We start from the raw sequence: 26818 nt of genomic DNA on the forward strand, positions 1-26818 counted from the left end.
ACGAAGCCGCTAGCCCCGGTCGGCGGCGTTGTAGCGCACGAGATAGGACGCGAGCCGCTCGACATCCGCGTCGTCCCAGTCGGCGAACCGTTCGGTGAACGCAGCGCTGCGGCTGCGCGCCGCGGCACGGGCCACCCGTGTGCCCTCGGCGGTAGCGTGCAGGACCAGGTTGCGGCGGTTGGCCGGGTCGACCTCGCGGGCCAGGTAGCCGTCGTGTTCCAGCGCGGCCACCTGGCGACTGACCGTGGACTTGTCGAGGTGGAAGTGCCCGGCCAGATCCGCGGCAAGGCACCCGTTCCGTTCGATGACCAGGTCGAGAATGCTGGACGCCACCAGCGACAGCTCGGGATGCAGTTCGGCCGCTCGCCCGCGGGCGCGCCGAGCGAAGGCGGTGAGTTCACGCTGTATGACCTCGATCGCATCGGATCGGCCGGGGAATGCGTCGGCGCTCTTCATGGTTGTAGACTACAACCCACAGCTTGGTTGTATTTACCAACTATTGGAGAAGAATCCATGGCCTCGCATCAGATCCGGCATGTCGCCGTACACCTGCTCACCCCGCTGCTCATGTGCCTCGGCATGGGGCTGGCGTACCTGGGCGCGTTCCACCAGCCCGCGCCCAACCACCTGGCGGTGGCCATCGTCGGCGACAGCCCGCAGGTCAAGGTGCTCGCGCAGACCCTGAAGGACAAGGGCGGCAATGCCCTCGACGTGATCACCGTGCCCACCCGCGACGACGCGGTGAGCCAGCTGCGCCACCGCGACCTGGCCGGCGCGTACGTCCCCGACGCCCAGCGACCCGAACTGCTGGTCGCCAAGGCCGGATCCGACACCACCGCCATGGCCGCCGAGGCCGTCTTCGGCCAGGTCGCCGGGCTGCAGAACGCACCACTGACCGTCACCGACGTCACCACCCCCAGCTCCGGCGACCCCACCGCACAGGGCATCTTCTTCCTGTTGGTCGCCCTGAGCATCGGCTCCTACGGCAGCGTCGCCGCCATCGGCGCGGCGGGCGCGGGGCTGCCCATGTGGCTGCGCGGCGCGATCGGCCTGGTCACCTCGCTGCTGGTGAGTCTGATCGGCCTGGCCCTCGCGGGCCCGGTCTTCCACGTGGTCGACCACGACCTGGGCGCGGTCTGGGGCATGTCGTGGCTGTACTCCGCGGGCATCCTGACCATCGGCATCGGTCTGCACACCTTCCTCGCGCGCTGGACCACCCTGGCGTTGATGGTGCTGTTCGTCATGCTGAACTTCACCAGCTCCGGCGGCGTCTACAGCCCGTGGCTGCAGAACGACTTCTTCGGCACCCTGCACCACTTCTGGAACGGCGCGGGCTTCGTCGAGGGCGCACGCAGCCTGCTCTACTTCGACAGCACCGGACTGAGCGGCCGGATGGCGAGCCTGGCGCTCTGGTTCGCGGCGGGCGTGCTGCTCATGATCGTGGCGGGCCTGGCCGAAAAGCGGCAGGCCGCAGCACAATCGGCGCCGCGCCACGCCGCCGAGCCCGTCGAGAATGGCCCGTCCGCCGCGTCCGCGATGGCGGCCCGGGAGGAGATGGAGGAGGCGGTCGGCGTCTGAGGCCGGTCTACCGAATACCCAACTGTGACAAGGCGGTCCGGATGCCCACCCGGACCGTCTCGTCGTCTCCCACACCCCCGCTGATGGCCACGCCGTCGCGGGTCAGCAGCAGCGCCCGGGCCGCATCGTCGATGTCGGTGTGCCCCGCGGCGCGCAGCCGGTCGGCCATCAGATCCCGGAACCAGCCGCGATAGTCGTCGACGACCTTGCGCACGGCGTGCTCCGGATTCGGGAACTCCACGGCCGCATTGAGAAACGGGCAGCCCCGGAAGCCCGGTCCGCAGCTGAGCTCGCCCAGCCGCTCGAAGATGCCGACGATGGAGTCGGTGCCGGCGCCGGGGATGGCCTCCAATACCTCGCGCTGGCGGGCGTATTCGCGCACCAGGTAGGCGACGACCAGCTCTTCCTTGGTCTTGAAGTGTCGGTAGAAGGTAGCCTTCGCGATTCCCGCCTCGGCGATGATGCGGTCGATGCCGACGGTGTGGATGCCCTCGGCATAGAACAACCGGGTCGCGGTGTCCAGCAGGCGATCACGGGCTTCGCTCATGGCTGACCTGCACTCCTTCCCCTCATCGGGCTTCGGTATTGACGATAGCAGACAGATCTGTCTACGCTGAGTCTCGTCTGAACAGACAAGTCTGTCTAGGGAGATTTCGAAATGGCTAAGCTCTTCACCTCGTCCGCTACCTCCGTCGGCCGCGAGGGCCGCTCTGTCAGCTCCGACGGTTACCTCGACCTGAAGCTGGCCCAGCCCAAGGAGGCCGGAGGCAGCGGTGACGGCACCAACCCGGAACAGCTGTTCGCGATGGGCTACTCGGCCTGCTTCGCCGGCGCGCTGCAGGCGGTCGCCCGCAACCAGGGCATCGAGCTGGGCGACACCTCGGTGACCGCCGACGTCAGCCTGAACAAGGACGAGGAGACCGGTTTCGGCATCTCCGTCACGCTGCACGTCGAGCTGCCGGAGGAGCTGCAGAACGACAAGGGCCGCGAACTGGTCGAGGCCGCCCACCAGGTCTGCCCCTACTCCAAGGCCACCCGCGGCAACATCCCCGTGGAACTGGTTGTCGAGTAAGGCGATTCAGTAGAAGCGGCGAATGGTGTAGATGTCGAACTGGCTCAGCGGAGTCAGGCCGACGGGCACACCCCAGTCGTACGCGTTCAGCACATTGCCGCCTCCCGCGTAGATGCCTACGTGGGAGGCGTCGTCGTTGAGGACGACAACGTCACCGACCTGCATGGCGCCGACGGGCACCTCGAGTCCGGCGGCGGCCTGCTGCCAGGTGGTGCGCGGCATATCGATGCCGACGCTGCGAAAGGCCCACTGCACCAGGCCCGAGCAGTCCCAGTCGTTCGGGCCGGTGCCTCCCCAGCGATAGGGCTTGCCGGTCTGGGTGGTCGCCAGCGCGAGCGCGGCCATGGCCCGCGGACTGGCCACCGGCAGCTGCGCGGAACCGCTCGCACTGCCCGAGGCCGACCCGCTGGCGCTGCCGGAGGCGGACCCGGATCCCGACCCCGACGACGCAGAGCCGGTGTCCGCGTGCGTCAGGCCCGCCCAGAGCGCGGCGGTCAGCACCAGGGCCGAGATCGTCGTGACGAAAGATGCGAAACGGTGAACCTGCCTTCGAGTCATATGCGTGCCCCTCCATCGGCGATACCGCGGCAACATCCCGAGCAAGACAATTAGCTAATTGATAGCCGTTCTAGCGCACACGCAACATGCGTCACAAGGGAACCGAGTCGGCGTGTCGCGAGCCCTCGTCACAAACCTCAGAAAACACCTGCACAGGCGATTGGATCCCGAAAAACCGAGAGCGCCCGTCCCTCGAATCCCGGGAAGGCGCTCTGAGTTTGCTTTTGGCCAGTGATGCGGCGTTCACCGGCGATCAGCGGTGCAGCCGCAGGGTCAGGTGGTGGTTGGCCTTCATCAGCATCGGGATCAGGACGTAGGCCGAAGTGGGCACCACGATCACGGTCAGAACGAGGGTCCGCACGAACACCGGCAGGCTCGTCATCTCGGGGCCGAGCAGCGCCAGAGCGATGGTGATGGTCGGGTACACGGCCATCCAGGTGATGAGCGCGCGCCGATGCACCGACGGAACCGCAATGGGTGCAGCGGCATTCGTGGCAGCGACAGTGGCGGGGGTAGTGGTGAGAGTGGTCATTGCGCGCTCCTAGCGACCGTATTCGCGATAGTCGGCGAGACGGTCCGTCTCGTCTCATGGAGAAGTTAGCCCCCAGTACGGCACCTGTCAAGACGAGACGTTCCGTCTCGTTCAGCGGTACGATGGACCCATGCCCCAGCCGCCCAATCCCGAACTGCGCAGCGCCAAGTCCCACCAGGCGATCCTCGACGCGACCTTCGAACTCGCCGTGCGGAATGGCTACGGCAAACTCACCATCGAGGCCATTGCCGCCAAAGCCGGCGTCGGCAAGCAGACCATCTACCGCTGGTGGCCCTCCAAGGGCGCGATCGCCCTCGAAGCCATCAATGACCAGATCGGTTCGGCCACCGACTTTCCCGACACCGGTGACATCGCCGCCGATCTGAAGGCACAGATCGGCGGCCTCGCCCGAATGCTGGCCGGCGATGTGGGCTGCGTCTACCGCGGTGTCATCGCCGAGGCCCAGAACGACCCGAAGCTCATGCGGATGGTCCGCGAGACCTTCGTCGAACCCCGAGCACAGAAGGGTGCGCTCCGGCTCGAATCCGCCATCCGCGCTGGGCAGATCCGTGACGATCTGTCAGTGCTCACCATGACCAATATGCTCTACGGCCCGGTCTACTTGCGGTTCCTGCTCGGCGTCGGCGACGTCCTCGACGTCCCGGAACTGGTGGACCCCATCCTCGACGGACTGCGTCCCCGCTCCTGACGTGACAGGGGCAAGGGGCGGAACCGGTTCGGTTCCGCCCCTTGTCTCTTCGGCTACGCCTTGACGATCGAGACCTTCACGCCGCCGACAACCTCGGGGGCATCCGCACCCACCTCACCGAGAGACAGTGTGGTGGCGAGGATTTCGCCCGCGATCAGGTCGCGATGGGTCTCCGCCCAGCCCAGGCGCTCGGCCGGGACGTCGAGCACGACCGTAATGCGGTCGGAGACGTCCAGGCCCAGGGACTTGCGGGTCTCCTGCAGGTCGCGGATGAGGTCGCGGGCCCAGCCCTCGGCCTCCAGCTCCTCGGTGACCACCGAATTCAGCACCACCAGACCGATATTGCCGGGCAGGGCGGCGGTGGATTCGGGTTCGGCGGCGACCAGGCGCTGGGTGTACTCCTCCGGCAGCATGGCGATACCGGCGGCGGAGACGGTACCGTCGGAGGCCTCGCTCCACTCCCCCGCCTTGACCGCCTTGATGACCGTCTGGACCTCCTTGCCCAGGCGCGGTCCCGCGGCGCGGGCGTTCACCACGAGCTCGAAGCGGCCGTGCGCGGCCACATCGGTAGTGAGGTCGACCTTCTTGACGTTCACCTCGTCGGCGATCAAATCCACGAAGGGCCGCAGGCGTTCCGCGTCGGCGGCGGCCACGGTGACCTCCGAGAGCGGCAGGCGCACGCGCAGGTTCTGGGCCTTGCGCAGGCTCAGTACCGTGGAGCAGACCGTGCGGACCTCGTCCATGGCCGACACCAGTTCGGCATCGTGCGGCAGGTCGGTGTCGCTCGGCCAGTCGGCCAGGTGCACCGAGCGCTCGCCGGTGAGGCCGCGCCAGATCACCTCGGTCAGCAGCGGCAGCAGCGGAGCCGCCAGCCGGGTGGTCACCTCGAGCACCGTGTGCAGGGTGTCGATGGCGTCGCGGTCCTCTTCCCAGAAGCGCGAACGCGACCGGCGCACATACCAATTGGTGAGCGCGTCGGCGAAGGTGCGCAGCTCGTCGCAGGCCGTCGCGATGTCGTAGATCTCGAGGGCGTCGGTCATGACGTCGCGGGTCTGCGCCAGCTTGGCCAGGATGTAGCGGTCCAGCACATTCGGCGAGTCCGTACGCCAGGTACCCGGCTTGGAGGCGTAGAGCTGCAGGAAGGTCCATGCGTTCCAGAGCGGGCGCAGCGCCTGGCTGACGCCCTCGCGGATGCCGCGCTCGGTGACGATGAGGTTGCCGCCGCGCAGCACCGGGGACGCCATGAGGAACCAGCGCATGGCGTCCGAGCCGTCGCGGTCGAAGACCTCGTTGACGTCCGGGTAGTTGCCCTTGGACTTCGACATCTTGAGGCCGTCGTCGCCCAGCACGATGCCGTGCGCCACCACCGATTTGAAGGCCGGGCGATCGAACAGCGCGGTCGAGAGGATGTGCAGGTTGTAGAACCAGCCGCGGGTCTGGCCGTTGTACTCGACGATGAAGTCGCCGGGGCTGTGCGCGGCAGCGACGGCCGAGCCGTCCATGGACACTGTGGCCGAGCCGTCCATGGACACTGTGGCCGAGCCGTCCATGGACACTGTGGCCGAGCCGTCCATGGACTCCGTGGCCGAGCCGTCCATGGACTCCGTGGCGGTGCCCTCGAACCACTCCTTGTTCTCGAACGGGTAGTGCACCTGCGCGTACGGCATGGAGCCGGACTCGAACCAGCAGTCCAGCACCTCGGGCGTGCGCCGCATCATCGACTTCCCGGTCGGGTCATCGGGATTGGGGCGCACCAGCTCGTCGATGCCGGGCCGGTGCAGATCGCTCGGCCGCACGCCGAAGTCCTGCTCCAGCTGATCCAGCGAACCGTACACGTCCACCCGCGGGTAGGCCGGATCGTCCGAGATCCACACCGGGATGGGCGCACCCCAGTAGCGGTTGCGACTGATGTTCCAGTCGTGCGCGTTCTGCAGCCACTTGCCGAACTGGCCGTCGCGGATGTGCTCGGGAACCCAGGTGATCTGCTTGTTGAGCTCCACCATGCGGTCCCGGAAGGTGGTGACCGCCACGAACCAGGACGGCACCGCCATGTAGATCAGCGGCTGGCCGGAGCGCCAGCTGTGCGGGTAGGAGTGCTCGATGGTCTCGTGCCGCAACAGCTTTCCGGCGGCCTTGAGGTCCTTGATGATGACCGGGTTGGCGTCGAAGACCATGAGGCCCTCGTAGGGCGGCACCATGGAGGTGAACTTGCCGCCCGGGTCGAGGGGCTGCACGACCTCGATTCCGTTGGCGGAGGCCACATCCATGTCCTCCTCACCGAACGCGGGCGCCAGATGCACCACGCCGGTACCGGAGTCGGTGGTCACGTAGTCGGCGTTGAGCACCCGGTGCGCGTTCGGGTGGCCGAGGAAGAAGTCGAAGGGCGGCAGGTAGTGCAGGCCCTCCAGCGCCGCGCCCGAATACTCGGACAGCACAGTCGGTTCCTCGCCCAGCTCGCGCGTGTAGTGCGAGACCCGCTCGGCGGCAAGCACATACCGCTTGCCATCCTTGCCCTCGACGTGAGCGTAGGTGATGTCGGGGTGTACCGCGATCGCCAGGTTGGACGGCAGCGTCCACGGCGTGGTGGTCCAGATGAGGGCATTGGCGCCGTCCAGGGCGTGCAGCGGGTGCTCGGCGGGGACCCGCAGCACCATGTCGACGGTGACCGCCGGATCCTGCCGCATCCGGTAGGAGTCGTCGAGGCGCGCCTCCTGATTGGACAGCGGGGTCTGCTCGTACCAGCTGTAGGGCAGCACCCGGAAGCCCTGATAGATCAGGCCCTTGTCGTACAGCGACTTGAACGCCCACATGACCGATTCCATGAAGTCAAGGTCGAGGGTTTTGTAGTCGTTGTCGAAGTCGACCCACCGGGCCTGGCGTGTCACATAGTTACGCCACTCGTTCGTGTAGCGAAGTACCGAGGATTTGCACGCGGCATTGAATTCCGCGAGGCCCATGGCATCGATCTGTGATTTGTCCGTGATACCGAGCTGCTTCTCCGCTTCGATTTCCGCGGGCAGGCCGTGAGTATCCCAACCGAATCGTCGTTCCACCTTCTTGCCGCGCATGGTTTGGAAACGCGGGATCAAATCCTTCACGTATCCGGTCAGCAGATGACCGTAGTGCGGCAACCCATTGGCGAAGGGCGGGCCGTCGTAGAAGACGAATTCCTCTGCATCGGAACGGTTCTCGATGCTGGCACGGAAGGTGTCGTCGGCGGCCCAGTAGTCCAGGACCCGCTGCTCCAGCTCGGGGAACGACACCTGACCGGAGGTCCGGCTCAGGTCAACGCGGGGATATCCGCTTCGGGAAGTGGCTGTGTCGTCTTCAAAAGCAGCGTCCGCCATAGCGGCCTCTCAGTCTCCTCGTGCCAGCACAGTGGGCACGGGGACGATGCCGGCGCTCGGTGCGCCGTAACCGCGGTACCACCCCGCTTGCCCGACCCCAGGATCACGAAAACCCTTGCAGGACCGAGCCTCTCGTTGTGAGCTGTGACGGGCTCACCCGTTCGGTTCTAGTGAGCAGACCCTGTCGTTCACTGCTGAACGCAGGCACCCGCCGTTCTTCCGAAAGCTCCCCGGTGATGGCCGGATCAACGCCGTATAGCTCTCTACAGTCTAGCGGGGCGGGTCCAGCGGATATTCCGCGGACCCGCCCCACTAGTGCTTCGCATGTCTTCCGCCCGTCCGGGACGAGGTGTCCTCGTCATCGGTCCGCAGCGACAACGCACTGACGAGCAGCAGCACCGCGCCTATCACGCACACGATGATGCAGCCCCATGCCCAGATCACCGAACCGGTGGTCAGTGCGGTCACCAGCAAGCCGAAACCCACGGCTGCGAGCGCGAGCGTCACCACGAGCAAGTACACCACCCCCTCGCTGGGCTTCGATAGCGGTGGCTATCGGAGGACTCGAAAGGTTGGCGGCGATACCGCGCCACCCGGGAGTTCCTCCCGCGCGACCTGGCATCGCTGGCCGTATCTACGACTTTACTTGCTGCCCTTGAGAAGTGCGCCGTTGCCGGACGCATCCTGGCCGAACTCGCCGCCGTCGACCGGGACCGCCGAACCACGGTTCTCCAGCTCCTCCAGCTGCGATTCCAGGTAGGACTTCAGGCGCACACGGTATTCGCGCTCGAAGGTCTTGAGCTGCTCGATCCGGCTCTCCAGCACGCTGCGCTGCTGGGTGATGGTGGCCATGATCTCGGTGTGCTTGCGCTCGGCGTCGGCCTGCAGGGCGTCGGCCTTCTCCTTCGCTTGGCGCAGCTGGGAATCCGAGCGGGTCTGCGCGTCCGACAGCATGGCCTCGGCCTTCTGGCGGGCGTCGGCGATCATCGCCTCGGAGCGCGTACGCGCGTCGCTGACCAGGCGCTCGGAGTTGGCCCGGGCGTTGGCCAGCAGCTGCTCGGCCTCGGTCTTGGCATCGGAGGTGAGGCGGTCGGCCATCTCCTGAGCCAGCGAAAGCACCTTGGCGGCCTGCAGATTCGCGTCCGCGGAGGGAGCTTCCTGCTTGACGGCGGCCACCGGGACCGGAGCCGGCATGGGGGCCGGGGGCGGCGGCGGAGCGGCCTTGATGGGCTCCGGCGCGACGGGCGCCTTCACGGGCTGGACCGCGGGGCCGCGATTCTTCTTGGCGTCAGCCAGTTCCGCGTCCAACTCGGCAACTCGCTGGCGAAGGTCAGCGTTCTCCTCGATGAGGCGTGAGAGCTCCTGCTCGACCAGGTCGAGGAAGGCATCGACTTCATCCTCGTTGTAGCCGCGCTTCCCGATCGGCGGTTTGCTGAACGCGACGTTATGAACATCGGCGGGGGTCAGCGGCATGGAACGATCCCTTCACGCTTCGTATGGAGATCTAGCGGTAGATCTGGGCAAGCTTTCTTTCGGCCCATTCTGTCATACCTGAGCAATCGACTGCCCTGCCTGGCCCGTGATCGTCATCAAGATGAACACGATGAAAAGCAGGACCATAATGGACAGATCGAGCCGAATTCCCCCAAGATTCACTGGGGGTATCAAACGCCTCAGAAGTTTCACCGGAGGGTCGGTGACCGTGAAGATCACCTCCAGGATGATCACCACGAAGCCCGTCGGCCGCCAGTCCCGCGCGAAGCTGCGGATGAACTCGACGATGACTCGGCTGATCAGCAGCAGCCAGAAGAGGAACAGCAGTAGGTTCAACACCTGGAACAGGGCCACCGCACCACTGTGCCCTAGATTCCATGATCGGCAAAATAGAAACACGGATCGTCCCGGTCACAGCCCGACTCATGCGGTATGACCGCTTCGGGACCCCGCCCGGACAGCACCGCCACACATCGTGGCACTCGGATACCCGACAACTCGGGCGCAAGACTCCCCCACCATTCCCCCGCGACTATTTCGCAACCCCCGTTGACGCGACGCAATTCCTTGCCGCGGTTTACTTTTGAGCTCCACGCCGGTGATCGGCGCCTCGACCGCTACCCCTGGCGGCCGGCCCTTCCCTCGGGGCCCGGGAGGCACAGCCTCCGAACGGGTTTCAGGGCGCGGCCCTGACAATCCCCGAGAGTTGGGGTCACTTCTGGTTGTAGAAGCCGTTTTCCGCGATCCGGCGGCGCTCCTCGGCGGAGACATCCACGTCGGCCGGTGAGAGCAGGAACACCTTCGTGGCGACCTTGTCGAACGAACCACGCAGCGCGAAGGCCAGACCCGCGGCGAAGTCCACCAGGCGGCGGGCGTCGGAGTTGCTCATCTCGACCAGATCCATGATCACCGGGGTGCCGTCGCGGAAGCGCTCACCGATGATGGCGGCCTCCGCGTAGGTGCGCGGGCGCAGCGTGGTGATCTTGGACAAGGTGCCTCCGTCCTCGAAGATCTGGGGACGGCGGGCCGCCTCGATCCGGCGCTCCTGCTCCCGCAGCTCCTCGATGCGCCGCTCCGCATCGGTATCCATCGCGAGCGCGCCGCGGGTGCTGCCGCGCACCGCGGGCGCGCTGCCGCCCATGGAACGGGTGCGGCTGGACGGGGCGGTGTCGATGCGGGTGGGACGACGGGGCGAGTCGTAACGGTCGTCGGCGTCGTAGCGGTCGCGGTGATCGCGCTCGCGGAGATCGTCGGCGTAGTCGTCCCGGCGGGACACGCTGTACCCAGGCTTGTAGGGCGCCTTGTAGGACGGCTCGTAGGCGGGCTCGTCGTCGTAGCGGTCCTCGCCGTATCGGTCGTAGTCACGCTCGCGTTCGGCGTAGGGCCGGGGACGACGCTGGCCACGCTCATCGGCGCTCCGGGCGGCTCCGCGGTCGTCGACGTAATCGTCTTCGTAATCCTCGAGCGGAACCATCCCGAAGTACGCCTTGAACTTGTGCAGCGTGCTCATCTGGTCGACCTTCCTTCGGCCCCGGTTGGCCTGGGGTGTTGTCCTGCTCAGTCCTCGTCTGCCACCAAGCATATGTTTCAAATGTGACTGGTGAGGTTTCTTTGCTACGCCGAGGTTATCGGTCGTGCGCCCATCAGGGCTGTACCGACACGCACGCAGGTGGATCCATGGCGGATGGCCGACTCCAAGTCGCCGGACATGCCCGCCGATAGTTCTTTCGCATCGGGGTGGACGGTTGTTAATGCGGCGTGGATGCGGGCCAGTTGCTCGAAGGCGGCATCCGGTTCGACGTCCAGCGGCGGGATGGCCATCAGGCCCGCGAGCTGCAAGGATCGTGAGGCGGCGACCTGATCGGCGAGCGCGTGCAGGGCCGCGTCGCGGGCGCCGCCGCGGGACGGGTCCGCGTCCAGGGACACCTGGAGCAGCACGCGCAAGGGGTTCGTGCGGGATCCGTCGTCCAGCGCGGCCTCCGCACCGGCGTCAAGGGCGCTCGCGAGCCGCTCGCTGTCCACCGAGTAAACGGTATCGGCCCAGCGTGCAACGGATTTCACCTTGTTTCGCTGCAGCCGTCCGATGAACTCCCAGCGTATCTGGGACAGGTGTCGCAGCTGCGCCACCTTGCCCGCCGCCTCCTGCTCACGGGACTCGCCGAACTCGCGGCGGCCCAATCCATAGAGGATCTCGATATCCGAGGCGGGGAAGAACTTGGTGACCGGCAGCAGGCGCACCGACCCCGGCGCCCGGCCCGCGGCCGCGCACGCTGCGTCGATTCGCCCGATGAGTGCCGATAGGGCGGTGGCGAGCTCGCCGACGCGACCACCGCCGGACGTGACCTGCGCCGCATCGGATCCCTGTGCGGCGGTGAAGCTTTCGGTCATTCTGAAACTCCCTCGGATGACATCCAAATCACACCGGCGAGTCGGCCGGTCGGCGAGTCGCGCCGGTGCGAGAACAGCGTCCGGTCCTCTATGGTGCACCGCGGATCCACCGCGACCGCGCCCACACCGGCCGCCTCCAACTGCCGGCGGATGCCCGCGCGCAGATCCAGGCCCGGCGTGCCCTTGGCCGTGGTGGTCGCGCTGCCCGGCAGATGCGCCTCGACATCGGCGCGCATGGCGGCGGGCACCTCGTACTGGCGACCGCTGGCCGCCGGGCCGAGGAAGGCGCCGATGCGTTCGGGCTTCGCACCCACCGACATCATGGCCTCCAGCACCCGCGGCACGATCCCGATCCGCGCGCCGATCCGTCCCGCGTGCACGGCGGCGATGACGCCGGCCTCGTCGTCGGACAGCAGGATCGGCACGCAGTCGGCGGTCAGCACCACCAGCGCGAGATCGCGCCGGGTGGTCACCAGCGCGTCGGTGGCAGGCACCGGCTCGGTCCGCGGCCCGTCCACGATCTCCACGTTCCGCCCGTGGATCTGTTCCATCCACACCAGGTGGTCCGGCGCGAGTCCGATGTTCTCCGCGAGCCGAACCCGATTGCGCCGCACCGCCTCCGGATCATCACCCACGTGATCGCCCAGGTTGAACGAGTCGTACGGCGCGGCCGAGAACCCGCCCGCCCGCGTCGTCACAACCCGTCTGGTCCGAAATACCGGTGCCGCTCCTGTCATGCCTTCGAGGGTAGTAGTCACCGGCGGGCAACCCCGAACTCACCACCGCCCGGGAACCGCATCACGCCCGGGAACGACATCGCGCCCGCTCCGGAAGCCGGAACGGGCGCGATGGGTGAATCCGTCAGGGGCGCAACGTCAGCGGCGCATGAAGGAGGGGACGTCGACGTCGTCGTCATCGGCGTCCGGGGGCTGGATGTGGCCGCGATTGTTGCCCGCGACCGTCGGGTCCACGGCCGGCCGGGGCGCGCTGTAGGACGGAGCCGGGCCACGCTCGGCGATCGGCTGTGGGGCCGGCGCGGGCTCGGGACGCGGCGCGGGAGCGGGCTCGGGGGTGCGGGCCGAGGTGTATTCGTGTGAGCGGCCGACGCTTCCGGCGCTGGCGCTCGCGGTGCCGCTGGTATTGGTGAACCGGCTGACCGCTGGTTCGATGCGCCGGGAGGGACCGCTGCCGTCGAAGCCGGCGGCGATCACGGTGACGCGGACCTCATCGCCGAGGGAATCGTCGATGACCGTACCGAAGATGATGTTGGCCTCGATGTGCGCGGCCTCCTGCACCAGCGAGGCGGCCTCGTTGATCTCGAACAGGCCGAGGTCGGAGCCGCCCGCGATGGACAGCAGCACGCCGTGCGCGCCGTCCATGGAGGCCTCCAGCAGCGGCGAATTGATCGCTGCCTCAGCAGCCTTCACCGACCGGCCCTCGCCGCGGGCGGAGCCGATGCCCATGAGGGCCGAACCCGCACCGGACATGACCGACTTGACGTCGGCGAAGTCGACATTGATCAGACCCGGGGTGGTGATCAGGTCGGTGATGCCCTGAACACCGTTGAGCAGCACCTCGTCCGCGGAGCGGAAGGCGTCCATCAGGCTCACGGCCGCGTCGCCGAGCTGTAGCAGCCGGTCGTTCGGAATGACGATGAGGGTGTCACAGGACTCGCGCAGCGCCTGGATGCCGGCCTCGGCCTGGTTGCTGCGGCGCTTGCCCTCGAACGAGAACGGCCGCGTCACAACACCGATGGTGAGCGCGCCGAGCTTGCGCGCGATGGAGGCCACGACGGGCGCGCCGCCGGTACCGGTGCCACCGCCCTCGCCGGCGGTCACGAAGACCATGTCGGCGCCCTTGAGGACTTCCTCGATCTCGTCCTTGTGATCCTCGGCGGCCTTGCGGCCGACCTCCGGATCGGCGCCGGCGCCCAGACCGCGGGTGAGTTCCCGGCCGACATCGAGCTTCACGTCCGCATCCGACATCAACAACGCCTGCGCGTCGGTGTTGACGGCGATGAACTCGACTCCCTTGAGTCCCTGTTCGATCATCCGGTTGACGGCGTTCACGCCGCCGCCGCCGATACCGACGACCTTGATCACAGCAAGGTAGTTGTGCGGGGGCGTCATGGGCTCTCGCCTTCCTTCGATCTGAAACAGCTTGTCGTCTTCGGCTACTCGCAAAATACCGGCACTATGGTCTCGGTCCGATAAACCCTCAACCATAGGTTCAGCGTTATGTCAAGTATCCGACTGGTGCCGAACGGTATTCGCAGCCACCGCGTTACGGGCGCAGGCGCGCCGAACCGAGTATCAGAATCTTGTGTGATTCGACTCGTCCGACCCACCCGAGCATCGTATCGTGGACGGTTGCCCTCCGGCCCTGGATCGGAACCGACGGTGCCCTTCCGGCAAACCACCGAAAATTTCGGCAGCCCAATGGGTATCGCTCACTTTACCGTGACCAGATTCGGACTCGAAACATCGAATACCTTGCCCGGCTGGGAAAGCAGGGGTCCGACCACCGCGGCCTTGCGCGCGGAGTCCCCGGTTCCGCCCCAGAGCACGGTACGGCCATCACGCAACTCCAGGGCAATATCCGAAACCGAGCGGGCCACAACCGCTCCCACGCCGACCTGGTCGCGCAGCGGAATCGGAATCGCGGCCATGACGGCCACCGCGGCCTTGGTCACCGGATCCGATCCGCCCGGATGATCGGTCACCAGTTTGGGTATCCCCGGTCCCGGCGGCTCGATCGCGAATTCCACACTGTCGCAATCGAGCAGATGGGCGCCGTCGGGACTGTCGAAGTACAGCACGGGGGTGCGCTCCACCACCGTCACCCGGACCGTGGACGGGAACACCCGCTGCACCCGGACGGAACGGACCTTCGGCAGCTGCGACACCTGTTCGGCCATGGCATTGGTGTCCAGCCGCATCATGGACAGACCGTCCGGCACCTGCAACGCGTCCTGAATCTGTTGTTCCGGAACGGCACTCAGCCCTTCCACCTGAACCGTGCGCACCGACAGCAACGGCGTGAACCAGGCGACCAGTCCGAACGTGATCAGCACCACGACCCCGGCCAGGGCGCCCCACCGCACCCGGCGCGATTGCCACGCCGTCACGATCCGCGATTCGCGGCGGACCCGCCCACGGCGCAGCCGGGCCCGCCGGGCCACCGCGCTCTCGCCCGCGGATTCGGCGCTGTTGTCCGCTGCCGCACCGGATTCGGTGTCGTAATCGTCCGCGTCGTAGCTATCGCCGGCGGCCGGATCCCGCCGATCCGCCGCTCCCCCACCCGAGCTCACGGTGGCTCACCGCCCGTGTGAGGGTCGCGCGCGCAGCCCGTCCAGAATCTGGCTGCCCAGCATGGTCACATCGCCCGCGCCCATGGTGATCACCACGTCGCCGGGCCGCGCCAGCGCGCCCACCTGCTTGCCGACCCGGGACATATCCGGCTGATAGTGCACAGGTTTGGTGACCGCGTTGGCCACCAGCGCGCCGTTCACACCCGGCAGCGGTTCTTCACGCGCGCCGTACACATCGAGCACCACCACCTCGTCGGCCAGCGACAGCGCCGCGCCGAACTCGGTCGCGAAAGTGGCGGTGCGGCTGTACAAGTGGGGCTGGAACACCACGATCACCCGGCCCGGCCGTGAGCGCGCGCCGTCGCGCGCCTCCTGCGCGACCAGTTCGGCGGCGGCGGAGAGCACCGCGCGCACCTCGGTCGGGTGGTGGGCGTAGTCGTCGAAGACGCGCACGCCGTTCTCGCGTCCGGTGAGCTGGAAGCGCCGGTGCACCCCGCCGAAACCCTCCAGGCCCTGGATGATCTCGCCCATATCGGCGCCGGTCGCGCGGGCGGCCAGCAACGCGCCCAGCGCATTGAGCGCCATGTGCCGGCCGGGCACCGACAGGCGAAGGGTGCGCGGGGCATGCTCGTCGGCGAGCTGGAAGACGGCCACGCCGCCGACATCGCGCGGCTCCCAGGACAGCAGCTGCGCGCCGACCGGGACACCGGACGTGGCGAAATCGCCGGAGCCGTAACCGATCACCTGGATGCCGCGCGGATCCTCGGCCAGCCGGGCCACCGACCGCTGCGCCAGGCCCAGCGAGCCCGGATCGTCCACGCACACCACCAGGCGGCCGCCCGGTTCGAGCCGGTCCACGAAGTCGTCGAAGACCTGGACGTAGGCCTCGTCCGTACCGAAGTAGTCCAGGTGGTCGGACTCGATATTGGTGACCACCGCGACGTCCGGCGCGTACTGCAGCAGCGACCCGTCGCTCTCGTCGGCCTCGGCCACGAAGATGCCGCCGGTGCCGTGGTGGGCGTTGGTGCCGGCCTCGTTGAGTTCGCCGCCGACGGCGAAGGACGGGTCGAATCCGCAGTGCTGCAGGGCCACCACCAGCATGGAGGTGGTCGAGGTCTTGCCGTGCGTGCCCGACACCAGCAGCGTCTTGTGGCCCTGCATGAGCGAGGCCAGCACGGCCGGACGCAGTAGCACCGGCACGCCGCGCCGATACGCCTCCACCAGTTCGGGATTGGTCTTGGGGATGGCAGCGTAGGTGGTCACCACGGCGGTGGGCCCACCGGGCAGCAGGTCCAGGGCGCCGGCGTCGTGGCCGATGCGCACCTGGGCGCCGCGCGCCCGCAGGGCCAGCACGCCGCGGCTCTCCTTGGCGTCGGAGCCGGAGACCATGCCGCCACGCGACAGGAGAATTCGGGCGATCCCGGACATACCGGCACCACCGATGCCGATCATGTGCACGCGTTGCAGATGGTCGGGTAGGTCGGTGTGAGCCTCGGCGGTTCCCACATCACTGTCCGGCCGCTCCACTGTCACCTCGAATTACCCCGTTCCCTCGCGTGTTTCATCGGATAGTTGGGTTCCCAGGCCCGGGTGCTGCGCCACGACTCCGTGGAGCGGCTGGTGCGCCGGGCCGAATCCGAATCTATCGACCGCCGCGACGACGACTCCGAGCCGCCCCGGCCCCGACCCGAGGGTAGCGCGCGCCGCTGCGGGGCGGACTTCACCTTGGCCTTCGCCTTCGCCTTCGCCTTGGTGCGGGCCCGGGAGGCCTGCGCCCGCGCGGGCGAGTACAGCTCGGGTTTCGGCAGGCGCAGCAGCCGGCTGAAGCGGCCGTCCTGGCCCGCGTGCAGGGCCGCCACCGCCTCGGGCTCGTGCCGGGCGGCATTGGCGATGATGCCGAACATGAGCAGCGTGATGGCCAGCGAGGAACCACCCGCCGACACCAGCGGCAGCTGCAGGCCGGTCACCGGCAGCAAACCGACGACATAGCCGACATTGATCAGCGCCTGACAGGTGATCCAGGTGGTGGCCGAGGCGGTGAGCAGCCGGATGAACGGATCCACCGAGCGGGTCGCGATCCGCAACCCGGCGTAGACGAACAGTGCGAAAAGCCCCAGCACCAGCGCGCATCCGAGGAACCCCAGCTCCTCGCCGATGATGGCGAAGATGAAGTCGTTGTGCGCGTTGGGCAGATAGCTCCACTTGGCCCGGGACTGGCCCAGGCCGCGACCCCAGATGCCGCCGTCGGCCAGCGAGTACATGGCCTGCCTGGCCTGGTAGCCGATGCCCTGCGGGTCGTCGCCCGGGCTGAAGAAGGCGCGCATGCGGTCGGACCGGTAGCCGGCCGAGAGCGCGAGGATCGCCGCCGCCACGCCGCCCGAGACCGCGATGGTCACGAACATGCGCAGCGGCAGCCCGCCGAACCACAGCAGCGAGGTCAGTACGATGCCGAGCGCGATGGTGGTGGACAGGTTGGGTTCCAGCACGACCAGGAAGCACACCAGCAGGCCCGCGGGCACCAGCGGCATGAGAATGTCCTTGTACCCGGCCTTTTCGGTCTGCCGGGAGGCCAGCAGGTGCGAACCCCACACCACCAGCGTGACTTTCACGATCTCCGAGGGCTGCACCGACACCACGCCGAGGTCGAACCAGCGCCGCGAACCCTGCACCTCGCTGCCGATGCCGGGGATGAGCACCAGCACCAGCAGCACTACCGACAGCGCGAAGACCGGGAACGACAGCCGGCGCATCACCCGCATCGGAATCCGCAGCGCGATATAGAACAGCACCGCGCCGAAGGCGGCCAGCACCGCCTGCTGGATGAACAGCTTGTAGGCCGAACCGCCGTCGGCGTAGGACTCCACGCTGGACGCCGAGAGCACCATGACCAGGCCGAGCACGGTGAGCAGCACCGCGATCGCCACCACGAGGTGGAACGACGCCAGCGGGCGGGCCAGCCAGGCCCCGAACCATCCGATTCTCGGTCGCTGGGTCTGGTTCCCGGCCCGCCGCGGCGTCGCCGTCGTCATTCGGTTCTCCCGATGTCCTTCTCGTCCAGGGCCTGCACGGCGCCGGCGAAGCTGCGGCCGCGGTGCGTGTAGTCGGCGAACATGTCCAGGGACGCCGCGGCCGGGGCCAGCAGCACGGTATCGCCGCGATGGGCGAAGCCGGCCGCCACGCGCACCGCGCGCGCCATCACCGCTTCGGGCTCGATCTCGGTGAAGGGGTCACCCATCCGAGCATCGTCCCCCGAATTCAGCTCCACGACCGGCACATCGGGCGCGTGTCGCGCGAGTGCGGCCGCGATCGCCGCCGCGTCCTGGCCGAACAGCACGGCCGCGACGAGATGTTCGCGGCATTCCTCGATGAGGTCCTCGACGCTGGCGCCCTTGAGCTGACCGCCGGCCACCCAGACCACGCTGGGGTGCGCCAGGATCGAGGAGCGCGCGGCGTGCGGGTTGGTGGCCTTGGAGTCGTCGACGAATTCCACGCCGGACAGCTCCCGCACGAAGGCCGCCCGGTGCGGGCCGACCTTGTGCTCCTGCAGGCCCTCCTTCACGAACTGCGGTGCCACGTCGATGGATCGGGTCAGGGCGGCGGCGGCCAGGGCGTCGGCCACACCGGCCGGTCCCTGCGGGCTGATGTCACCGACCTCGGCCAGGATGGCGGCCTTGGTGAAGGCGCGGTCGAGCAGCTTGCCGTCCACCACGCCCAGCTCGCCGTCGGCGGGGACGCCGATGCGGAAGCCGACGGTGCGGCGCGCCTTGGACTTTCGCGCCAGCGCCGCGGCGACGGCGTCGTCCAGGCCGACCACGCCGACCCGTCCGGTCAGCGCGCGCGCCTTGGCGGCGGCGTATGCGTCCAGGCCACCGTGCCAATCCAGGTGATCCTCGGCCACGTTCAGCACCACGCCGGCCTCCGGGCGCACCGACGGCGCCCAGTGCAGCTGGAAGGAGGACAGTTCCACCGCCAGGATCTGCGGGCCCGGGGTGCGGCGCAGCGCGTCCAGGATGGGCAGGCCGATATTGCCGCAGGCCACCGAGGGAATCCCGGCGGCGCGCAGGATGGAGTGCGTCATCTGGGTGGTGGTGGTCTTGCCGTTGGTGCCGGTCACCACCAGCCACTTGCGGACCGGACCGTAGATGCGGGCCTGATCGACCCACCAGGCGAACTCGACATCGCCCCACACCGGAATGCCCTCGGTGACGGCCGAGACCAGCACCGGGGAGTCCGGCCGCCAGCCCGGGCTGGTGATCACCAGCGCGAAGCGTTGCAGCGCATCGGGTTTGAGCAGGTCGGCACTGGTGGCGGTGCCGAGACCCAGTTCGGCGGCCTCGGCGAGCGCCTTCTCGCCGCCGTCGGTGACCACCGGGCGCGCGCCGATGTCCTGCAGCGGCTCGATCAGCGAGCGTCCGGAGACGCCCCAACCGGCCACCAGCACATCACGGCCACGTAGGAATTCGAGCATGGGCCCCGGCGATCGCAGGACCCTCGGAGAATGTTCGGACATTGCTCACTCACCCTGCCGCAGAGAGGTATTCGCTGTAGAACAGGCCCAGTCCGATCGCCGAGGCCATACCGGCCAGCAACCAGAACCGGATGATGACCGAAGTCTCGGCCCACCCGCTCAGCTCGAAGTGGTGATGGAACGGTGCCATCTTGAACAGGCGATTGCGCGTGGCGCGGAAGACCGCCACCTGCAGCACCACCGACGCGGCCTCGGCCACGAACAGCGCGCCGATGACGACCATGAGCAGCTCGGTGCGGGTGGTGATGGACAAGCCCGCGAGCAGACCGCCCAGCATCAGCGAGCCGGTGTCGCCCATGAAGATCTTGGCGGGCGCGGCATTCCACCATAGGAAGCCGATACAGGCCGCGCCGCCCGCGGCGCAGACCAGGGCCAGATCGAGCGGATCTCGAACCTGGTAGCACCCCGCGACCGCGTGCGCGGAGCAGGAGTTACGCCACTGCCAGAAGGTGATGATCATGTACGCGCCCAGCACCAGGCTCATCGAGCCGGCGGCCAGGCCGTCCAGGCCGTCGGTCAGGTTCACCGCGTTGGACCAGGCCACCACCAGCAGGCAGACGAACGCCAGGAAGACCACCACGCTCATGGACAGCGTATTGATGTCGCGCGTGTAGGACAGGCGCTTGTCGCCGGGGGTCAGACCGTGAATGTTCTTGAACTGCAGGGCCAGGACGCCGAAGACGACGGCCGCGGTGAGCTGGCCGATGTACTTGCCGGCCGCGGTCAGGCCCAGGTTGCGCTGCTTGCGCAGCTTGATCAGGTCATCGGTGAAGCCGACGAAGCCCAGCGCGGTGGCCAGGCCCATGACCAGCAGGCCCGAGGCCGAGGGGCCCGGCTCGCCGTAGGTCATGGAGATCAGGTGCGAGCCGAGGTAGCCGGCCCACATGCCGATCATGATGGCGACGCCGCCCATGGTGGGGGTGCCGCGCTTGGCCTTGTGGCTCTCCGGGCCGTCGACCCGGATCTCCTGTCCGAAGCCCTGTTTGGCGAAGTAGCGGATCACTACGGGGGTCAGCAGGATGGAGACGGTCAGCGCGATGGCTGCCGACAGCAGAATCTGGGTCATCGCGCGGCCTCCTGCTCCGCACCGATCAGGTGTTCGGCGACCGTCCACAGGCCGACCGACTTCGAGGCCTTCACCAGCACCACCGCACCCGGCTCCAATTCCTCGTCGAGCAGGGCGATGGCGGACTCGATATCGGGCACGTGGATGGCCTCCTCGCCCCAGGAGCCCTCCTGCACCGCACCCTGGAACAGGGCACGCACGGGGCGGCCCTGGCCGACCACGATCAGGCGGTCCACGTCCAGCCGCACCACCAGGCGGCCGATCCGGTCGTGTTCGAGGACGGATTCCTCGCCCAGTTCACCCATTTCGCCGAGCACCGCCCAGCTGGGGCGCGGCTCGGTCCCGGCCTTGGACATGGTGACCAGCGCCTTGAGGGCGGCGCGCACCGAATCCGGGTTGGCGTTGTAGGAGTCGTTGACGACGGTGACACCGTCGGCACGGGTGCGCACGTCCATGCGGCGGGCCGAGACGGGGGCCGCGCCGGACAGCGCCCGCGCGACGGTCGCGAGGTCCGCGCCCTGGTCCAGGGCGACAGCCGCCGCGGACAGCGCATTGCCGACCTGGTGCTCACCGTGCACGGCCAGCTGGACCTCGATCGATTCGCCGTTGGCGTGCAAGGTGAATCGTGCGCGGGCCCGATCGTCGAGCACCACGTCGGAGGCGCGGACATCGGCCTGCGCGGCGTGGCCGACGGTCACCACGCGGGCGACGGTCCGTTCGGCCATCGCGGCGACCAGGTGGTCGTCGGCGTTCAGCACCGCCAGGCCGGAGGCCGGAAGGCCCTCGACGAGTTCGCCTTTGGTCTGCGCGATGACCTCGCGGCTGCCGAACTCGCCCAGGTGCGCGGTACCGACATTGAGCACCACGCCCACGCTCGGCGGGGCGATCTCGGTGAGGGCCTTGATGTGCCCGGGTCCGCGGGCGGACAGCTCGAGCACCAGGAAGCGGGTGCCGGCGTCGGCGCGCAGCACGGTCCACGGGTGGCCGAGCTCGTTGTTGAACGAACCGGGCGGGGCCACAACGGGTCCCAGCGGGGCGAGGACCGCCGCCAGTAGGTCCTTGGTGGAGGTCTTGCCCGAGGAACCGGTCACCCCGACCACCGTCAGGTTCCCGGCCCGGACCAGCCGGTCCACGCTGACGCGGGCCAGGGCGGCCAGCGCGTACAGCACCGCCGCGCCGGAGCCGTCGGTGTCGTGGGCCAGCGCGATGGCCCGCGTGTTCCCGGGGCGGGGTGTCACCACGATGGCGGGCACCCCGACGGGCCGGGCGGCCAGCACCGCGACCGCGCCCTGCGCGACGGCCTGCGCCGCGAAGTCGTGGCCGTCGGCGCGCTCACCGGGCAGCGCCAGGAACAGGTCACCGGAACCGATACGGCGCGAATCGAATTCGGCCGAGCCGGTGACCTTCGCCTCGGGATCGGGGGCGTCGTGCAGCGTGCCGCCGACGACCTCCGCGATCTCCCGCAAAGTCATCTCGATCATGAAAGCGTCAGGTCCCTCGTCTTTTCCGACAGGGCGGCCGCGAGTACCTCGCGGTCGTCGAACGGATGCTTCACGCCTGAAATCTCCTGCCCTGTCTCATGTCCCTTGCCCGCGACCAGCACCACGTCGCCGGGCTGCGCCCAGTCGACGGCGGTCTTGATCGCGGCCGCCCGGTCCCCAACCTCCCGGACCTCACCGCGTTCCGCGACCGGTACCTGTTCGGCACCGGCGAGCACCGCGGCGCGGATGGCGGCCGGGTCCTCGCTGCGCGGATTGTCGTCGGTAATGATGGCCAGGTCGCTGCCGCGCGCCGCCGCCGCACCCATCAGGGGCCGCTTGCCGGCATCGCGATCACCGCCCGCGCCCACCACTACGGCCAGACGGCCCTCCCCTTGTTCGGCCAACCACGTGCGCAGGGTCGCCACGACCGATTCGATCGCGGCGGGCTTGTGCGCGTAATCGACCACGGCCAGAAACTCCTGACCCCTATCCACCCGCTGCATGCGGCCCGGCACATCGACCGTGCCGAGCGCCGCAGCGGCAGTCTCCGCCTCGACCCCGGCCGCCGCGCACAGGGCGACCGCCAGGATTCCATTGGCGATGTTGTACGCGCCCGGAAGCCGCAGCCGCACATCCACATTGACATCCGGCCCCGAAGCGGTGAACTCCTGGGTGCCGCCGGACCCGGCGGTGGCCGCGCCGGCGGTCCAGTCCGCGGGCACGCCCGGCCGGGTCGCCACGGTGCGCAGGCGGCCGGTGGTATCACCGGATCCGGCTGCGAGACAGTCGGCTACGTCGTCCGCCAGGCGTCGGCCCCACTGGTCGTCGACGCAGATCACAGCCGTGCGCGCGGCCACCGACGGGCGCGCCGCGGCGGCCGAGGCCGGGCCGTCCGGAATGAACAGGCGGCGCTTGGCGGCGAAATAGTCCTCGAAATCGGCATGGAAGTCGAGGTGGTCCTGGGACAGGTTGGTGAACGCGCCGACCGCGAAGCTCACCCCGTCCACCCGGCCCAGCGCCAGGGCATGACTGGAGACTTCCATGACCACCGCGTCCACACCCCGCTCGACCATGAGCGCGAACATGGCGTGCAGCTGCGGAGCCTCGGGCGTGGTGAGCGCCGAGGGCACCCGGACGCCGCCGATACGGGTCTCGATGGTGCCGATCAGGGCGGTGCGCAGCCCGGCCGCGGCGAGCCCGGCCTCCACCAGATACGACGTGGTCGTCTTGCCGGACGTACCGGTGATACCGACGATGCGGAGTTTGCGAGACGGATCACCGTAAAGGGCCGAGGACAACTCGCCGAGCACCGCGCGAGGCGCGTCGTGCACGAGCACCGGGACGGCGATCTCGCCGATCAGTTCCGCGCCCGCCGGATCGGTGAACACCGCGACCGCGCCGCGCTCGACCGCGTCGTGGGCGAAGCGTGCGCCGTGCGCGTGGGCTCCGGCCAGACCGGCGAACAGATCACCCGGCAGCACCGCGTTCGAGCGCTGCTCGATACCGGTGACCTGGACGTCCTCGAGTGCTGCCGCGAATTCCGCGGGCCGCGCGCCCGTCAGCTCCGCCACCGTGCGCAGGGCGGTGGTCGGCGGCGCGGCGGGCCGAAGCACCTGCGGTGCCCGATCTCCGCTCGGCGGCTCTGCTCGATCTCCGCTGCGCGGAACCGACTGCGCGGGCACGAAGCTCCTCTCCAGGGCGGTCATATGCATGAATCGGTCCGGATGACCGGATCGACGTGTCAGGTTACCTGTGTTCGATCGCCGCGCGATCGGCACGGCGGAGTTCGGTCACCCGCCGGTGCGCACACCGGCGGCGGTGGGCGTCACAACCATCCGCTCCCCGCTCTAACTCGCCTGCAGAATCAGCTGTTTGGCAGGCGGCGACGGCGGGATGCGGTCGCGCTGCAACAGCCAAGAGGCGATGCTGTGGAACAGGGGCGCGGCCGAGCCGCCGCCGCTGCCGTCGGAGCTGCGCACCGGCGCATCCAGCATCATGCCGATCACATAGCGGGGATTGTCGGCGGGGGCCATGCCCGCGAAGGTGATCCAGTAGCGGTCGCTGGAATAGCAGCGGCAATTCGGATCGATCTGCTGAGCCGTGCCGGTCTTGCCCGCGATCTGATAGCCCTCGATGGCGGCCGGGATGCCGGTGCCGCTCTGGATACCGCGCGGATCCTTCTGCACGATGGCCTGGAACATCTGGCGCAGCGTCTGCGCGGTCTGCGGGGTGACCACCTTGACGCCCTCCGGCGGCTCCTCCTCGGTGCGGGTGCCGTCCGGGGCGATCTTGGCCTTCACGATGCGCGGCGGAATCCGCACCCCGTCATTGGCAATGGCCTGGTACATGCTGGTCATCTGCAGGGTCGTCATCGAAAGACCCTGGCCGATGGGCAGGTTGGCGAAGGTGGAGCCCGACCACTGGTCCCGGGCGGGCACCACGCCCGCGCTCTCACCCGGCAGGCCGACGCCGGTGCGCTGGCCCAGGCCGAACTTCTTGAGCATGTCGAAATAGCGGTCCTCGCCGACGCGCTGCGCCAGCATGAGGGTGCCCACGTTCGAGGACTTACCGAAGATCCCGGTGGTCGTGTAGGGGGTAACGCCGTGGTCCCAGGCATCGTGCACGGTGACACCGCCCATGAAGATGCTGCCCGGAACCTGGTGCACCTCATCGGGAGTGGTGAGGCCGTACTCGATGGCCGCGGCCGCGGTGACGATCTTGTTCACCGAGCCCGGCTCGTACACCTCCTGCACCGACGGATTGCCCAGATCGGTGGTGGACCAATACTGCGGTCCCATGGCGGGATTGAAGGTGTTGTCATTGGCCATGGCCAGCACCTGGCCGGTGTGCACGTCCAGCACCACCGCCGAGGCCGCGCTCGCGCCCGAGAGGTCCTTGGCCTGCTGCACCTGCTGCTGCACGTAGTACTGCAGATCCGAATCCAGGGTGAGCTCGAGGCCGTAGCCGTTCACCGCGGGCTGGCGGTCGCGCCACGAACCCGGGATCACCGCGCCGTCGGAGCCGCGGTCGTAGGTCTGCGAGCCGTCCGATCCGGCCAGCAGCGCGTCCATGGAGGACTCCAGACCGATCTGGCCGTGCCCGTCCCAGCCGGTCGCGCCGATCACATTGGCGGCCAGCGAACCACCCGGATACTCGCGCATGTCCTGGCGTTCCTGGCCGACCTCGGGGAACTCCAGGTTGATATCGGCCGCGACCCGCGGATCCACATTGCGCACCAGGTACACGAACGGCTCATCGCTCTTCAGCTTGGCCAGGATGTCCTTCTCGGGCGCGTCATTGCCGAGCTTCTCGTGCACGTACTTGGCGATGGCCGCCAGCCGGTCGTCCGGATCCGGCGCGGTCTTCGGATTCTTCTCATGCTCGTCGGCGAGATCCTTGCGAACCCGCACCGGCTGGAAGGTCAGTGCCTTGGCGGCGATCGTGAACGCCAGCGACCGCCCGTAGCGATCCGTGATCGGACCGCGGGTGGCGGGATCGGCCAGCTTCACCGTGCGCTGGCTGGCCGCCTCCGCGGACAGCTTCGGCGCGGAAACACTCTGCACCCACAGCAGTTGGATGGCCGCCACCGCGAGCGCCACCAGCATGACCAACCGGCCCACCCCGAACCGGAATCGCGTGCCCGAGTCCAGTCCCGGAGCGGGCCGCGGCCCGGACCGACGTCCCGGCCCCGAACCGGCGCGGCCGGAACCCGACCGGCTCCGGCCGGCGGCGGCGACCCGCCCTCGACCGGAATCGGACCGGCCCCGGCCGGAATCGCGCCCGCGCCCCGCGCGGGTAGGGCTCATCGACCAACCCCGTTCGCCGGCGCCGCGGTGCGGCTCATCGGGGCGCTCCGTTCGCCTGCACCTGCGGGTTCTGCGGAGTCGTGACCGGCGCCGCCGGAACGGGATTCGCGGCGGTGGTGGTCGGCGGGGCGGGCGGCGTGGTCACCGGGATCACCCGCTCGCCCTGGGCCTGCTGCAGCTTCGGCGGCTGCGCGGCGGCCGACGGCGTCGTGTTGAGCGGCGGCGCGGGCGCTCCCTGAGCCGGCTGCGGATTGCCGACCACCGTGACCTGACCGTCCGGGCCGATCACCAGCCGGGCCGGATCCTTGGCCGGGATCATGCCCAGTTCGGCTGCGCGCTTGGCCAATTCGGGGGCCGAATCGGCCGAGGCCACCTCACGTTGCAGCGCGTCCCGCTCGTCGGACAGCTTCTGGTTGGCGCGGCGCTGATCGCCGAGCTGATAGCTGTCCTCGGTGGCCCGGGTGGTGAGCAGCAGCGTCAACGCCAGGCCGCAGCCCAGCAGCGCGATAATGGTGGCCACGAAGGACATACGGCCGCGCGGCATCGGATCGCTGCGCCGGCCCCGGCGCATACCCGGCAGGTCGGTCCCGCCCTCCCGATTACGCCGGCGTGCGTAGGCCCGTTGCGCCGCACCCGATTTCACCCGTTCCGCGGCCTGCACCCGGCGGGCCCCCCGGCCCGTCGCCTGCGTCCTGATCGTCATAGTGCGGCTCCGATCCAGCGGATGCCCGCCCGGTGCGCCGTTCTACCCCGGAACCTCACGATTGCAGTGTCCATTGGGGCATGACCGGAGCCCTCCGTGGTTACGCTCCGCTGCCTCCTCCGGGCTTGACCGCTCATGCCCTCGTCCATCGGGGCATGACCGGAGCCCTCCGTGGTTATGCTCCGCTGCCTCCTCCGGGCTTGACCGCTCATGCCCTCGTCCATCGGGGCATGACCGGAGCCCTCC

The 26818-nt window shown here is 68.6% G+C and carries 24 protein-coding genes; 3 read left to right on the top strand and 21 right to left on the bottom strand.

Annotated features, from left to right (window positions below; all coding sequences use genetic code 11):
• Window positions 1–9: 9 nt before the first annotated feature.
• Window positions 10–456: a MarR family winged helix-turn-helix transcriptional regulator gene (locus tag ACIRRA_RS18025; protein WP_402768934.1), complete on the bottom strand. Its 447-nt coding sequence runs from the start codon at window positions 454–456 to the stop codon at window positions 10–12.
• A gap of 57 nt (window positions 457–513) precedes the next feature.
• Here ACIRRA_RS18025 and ACIRRA_RS18030 point away from each other — a divergent pair, with 57 nt between their 5' ends.
• Entirely contained in the window at window positions 514–1578 is a 1065-nt protein-coding gene (locus ACIRRA_RS18030; RefSeq protein WP_402768937.1) for a hypothetical protein, read from the top strand.
• 7 nt (window positions 1579–1585) lie between these two features.
• Here ACIRRA_RS18030 and ACIRRA_RS18035 read toward each other — a convergent pair whose 3' ends face one another.
• Window positions 1586–2125 carry a TetR/AcrR family transcriptional regulator gene (locus ACIRRA_RS18035; protein WP_402768940.1) on the bottom strand — a complete coding sequence of 180 codons (540 nt, stop codon included), beginning with the start codon at window positions 2123–2125 and terminating at the stop codon, window positions 1586–1588.
• Window positions 2126–2236: 111 nt separating this feature from the next.
• On the opposite strand from ACIRRA_RS18035, the gene ACIRRA_RS18040 reads away from it, so the two are divergent.
• Window positions 2237–2650: an organic hydroperoxide resistance protein gene (locus ACIRRA_RS18040; protein WP_402768943.1), complete on the top strand. Its 414-nt coding sequence runs from the start codon at window positions 2237–2239 to the stop codon at window positions 2648–2650.
• 6 nt (window positions 2651–2656) lie between these two features.
• On the opposite strand, the gene ACIRRA_RS18045 is transcribed toward ACIRRA_RS18040, so the two are convergent.
• Complete coding sequence (locus ACIRRA_RS18045) at window positions 2657–3208, bottom strand: NlpC/P60 family protein (RefSeq protein WP_402768946.1); 552 nt, start codon at window positions 3206–3208, stop codon at window positions 2657–2659.
• A gap of 253 nt (window positions 3209–3461) precedes the next feature.
• The gene (locus ACIRRA_RS18050) at window positions 3462–3740 is read right to left on the bottom strand and encodes a hypothetical protein (RefSeq protein ID WP_402768949.1); all 279 of its coding nucleotides are present in this window, start codon (window positions 3738–3740) and stop codon (window positions 3462–3464) included.
• Between the two features lie 130 nt (window positions 3741–3870).
• Between ACIRRA_RS18050 and ACIRRA_RS18055 the strand changes: the two genes are divergently transcribed.
• On the top strand, window positions 3871–4449 hold the full coding sequence (locus tag ACIRRA_RS18055; protein WP_402768952.1) for a TetR/AcrR family transcriptional regulator: 579 nt from the start codon (window positions 3871–3873) through the stop codon (window positions 4447–4449).
• 53 nt (window positions 4450–4502) lie between these two features.
• Here ACIRRA_RS18055 and ACIRRA_RS18060 read toward each other — a convergent pair whose 3' ends face one another.
• The 17 genes from ACIRRA_RS18060 to ACIRRA_RS18140 all read right to left on the bottom strand — a co-directional run bounded on the left by ACIRRA_RS18060 (window position 4503) and on the right by ACIRRA_RS18140 (window position 26572).
• Window positions 4503–7796 (bottom strand): class I tRNA ligase family protein, encoded by a 3294-nt coding sequence (locus tag ACIRRA_RS18060; protein WP_402768955.1) that lies wholly within the window; start codon window positions 7794–7796, stop codon window positions 4503–4505.
• A 312-nt stretch (window positions 7797–8108) separates the two neighbouring features.
• Window positions 8109–8312 (bottom strand): hypothetical protein, encoded by a 204-nt coding sequence (locus ACIRRA_RS18065; RefSeq protein WP_357005572.1) that lies wholly within the window; start codon window positions 8310–8312, stop codon window positions 8109–8111.
• Window positions 8313–8438: 126 nt separating this feature from the next.
• Window positions 8439–9269 (bottom strand): DivIVA domain-containing protein, encoded by an 831-nt coding sequence (locus ACIRRA_RS18070; RefSeq protein WP_354843003.1) that lies wholly within the window; start codon window positions 9267–9269, stop codon window positions 8439–8441.
• Window positions 9270–9341: 72 nt separating this feature from the next.
• Window positions 9342–9644: a YggT family protein gene (locus ACIRRA_RS18075; RefSeq protein ID WP_040856625.1), complete on the bottom strand. Its 303-nt coding sequence runs from the start codon at window positions 9642–9644 to the stop codon at window positions 9342–9344.
• 358 nt (window positions 9645–10002) lie between these two features.
• Window positions 10003–10800 (bottom strand): cell division protein SepF, encoded by a 798-nt coding sequence (gene sepF / locus ACIRRA_RS18080; protein WP_402768959.1) that lies wholly within the window; start codon window positions 10798–10800, stop codon window positions 10003–10005.
• 104 nt (window positions 10801–10904) lie between these two features.
• On the bottom strand, window positions 10905–11678 hold the full coding sequence (locus ACIRRA_RS18085; protein WP_402768962.1) for a YggS family pyridoxal phosphate-dependent enzyme: 774 nt from the start codon (window positions 11676–11678) through the stop codon (window positions 10905–10907).
• A complete protein-coding gene (gene pgeF, locus ACIRRA_RS18090) occupies window positions 11675–12415 on the bottom strand; it encodes a peptidoglycan editing factor PgeF (protein WP_402768965.1) in 741 nt (246 codons plus the stop codon). The genes ACIRRA_RS18085 and pgeF overlap by 4 nt, the downstream gene beginning before the upstream one ends.
• A 138-nt stretch (window positions 12416–12553) precedes the next feature.
• Window positions 12554–13807, bottom strand: coding sequence for a cell division protein FtsZ (ftsZ, locus tag ACIRRA_RS18095; RefSeq protein WP_402768968.1), 1254 nt, complete (start codon window positions 13805–13807; stop codon window positions 12554–12556).
• Between the two features lie 320 nt (window positions 13808–14127).
• Window positions 14128–14988 carry a cell division protein FtsQ/DivIB gene (locus ACIRRA_RS18100; protein ID WP_402768970.1) on the bottom strand — a complete coding sequence of 287 codons (861 nt, stop codon included), beginning with the start codon at window positions 14986–14988 and terminating at the stop codon, window positions 14128–14130.
• 6 nt (window positions 14989–14994) lie between these two features.
• Entirely contained in the window at window positions 14995–16440 is a 1446-nt protein-coding gene (gene murC, locus ACIRRA_RS18105) for a UDP-N-acetylmuramate--L-alanine ligase (RefSeq protein WP_402769293.1), read from the bottom strand.
• A 77-nt stretch (window positions 16441–16517) separates the two neighbouring features.
• The gene (gene ftsW, locus ACIRRA_RS18110; RefSeq protein WP_357005462.1) at window positions 16518–18017 is read right to left on the bottom strand and encodes a putative lipid II flippase FtsW; all 1500 of its coding nucleotides are present in this window, start codon (window positions 18015–18017) and stop codon (window positions 16518–16520) included.
• Window positions 18014–19456 carry a UDP-N-acetylmuramoyl-L-alanine--D-glutamate ligase gene (gene murD / locus ACIRRA_RS18115; protein WP_402769296.1) on the bottom strand — a complete coding sequence of 481 codons (1443 nt, stop codon included), beginning with the start codon at window positions 19454–19456 and terminating at the stop codon, window positions 18014–18016. Before murD ends, ftsW begins: the two co-directional genes overlap by 4 nt.
• 49 nt (window positions 19457–19505) lie before the next feature.
• Entirely contained in the window at window positions 19506–20582 is a 1077-nt protein-coding gene (gene mraY / locus ACIRRA_RS18120) for a phospho-N-acetylmuramoyl-pentapeptide-transferase (protein WP_354843024.1), read from the bottom strand.
• A complete protein-coding gene (gene murF / locus ACIRRA_RS18125; RefSeq protein ID WP_402768973.1) occupies window positions 20579–22063 on the bottom strand; it encodes a UDP-N-acetylmuramoyl-tripeptide--D-alanyl-D-alanine ligase in 1485 nt (494 codons plus the stop codon). Before murF ends, mraY begins: the two co-directional genes overlap by 4 nt.
• Window positions 22060–23775, bottom strand: a complete 1716-nt coding sequence (locus ACIRRA_RS18130) for a UDP-N-acetylmuramoyl-L-alanyl-D-glutamate--2,6-diaminopimelate ligase (protein ID WP_402768976.1) — start codon at window positions 23773–23775, stop codon at window positions 22060–22062. The genes murF and ACIRRA_RS18130 overlap by 4 nt, the downstream gene beginning before the upstream one ends.
• 135 nt (window positions 23776–23910) lie before the next feature.
• Window positions 23911–25869 (bottom strand): peptidoglycan D,D-transpeptidase FtsI family protein, encoded by a 1959-nt coding sequence (locus tag ACIRRA_RS18135; protein WP_402768978.1) that lies wholly within the window; start codon window positions 25867–25869, stop codon window positions 23911–23913.
• Window positions 25870–25903: 34 nt separating this feature from the next.
• Window positions 25904–26572, bottom strand: a complete 669-nt coding sequence (locus tag ACIRRA_RS18140; RefSeq protein ID WP_402768981.1) for a hypothetical protein — start codon at window positions 26570–26572, stop codon at window positions 25904–25906.
• Between the last annotated feature and the right edge of the window lie 246 nt (window positions 26573–26818).

The organism is Nocardia sp. NPDC101769 (assembly GCF_044766925.1).
Taxonomy (GTDB): Bacteria; Actinomycetota; Actinomycetes; order Mycobacteriales; family Mycobacteriaceae; genus Nocardia.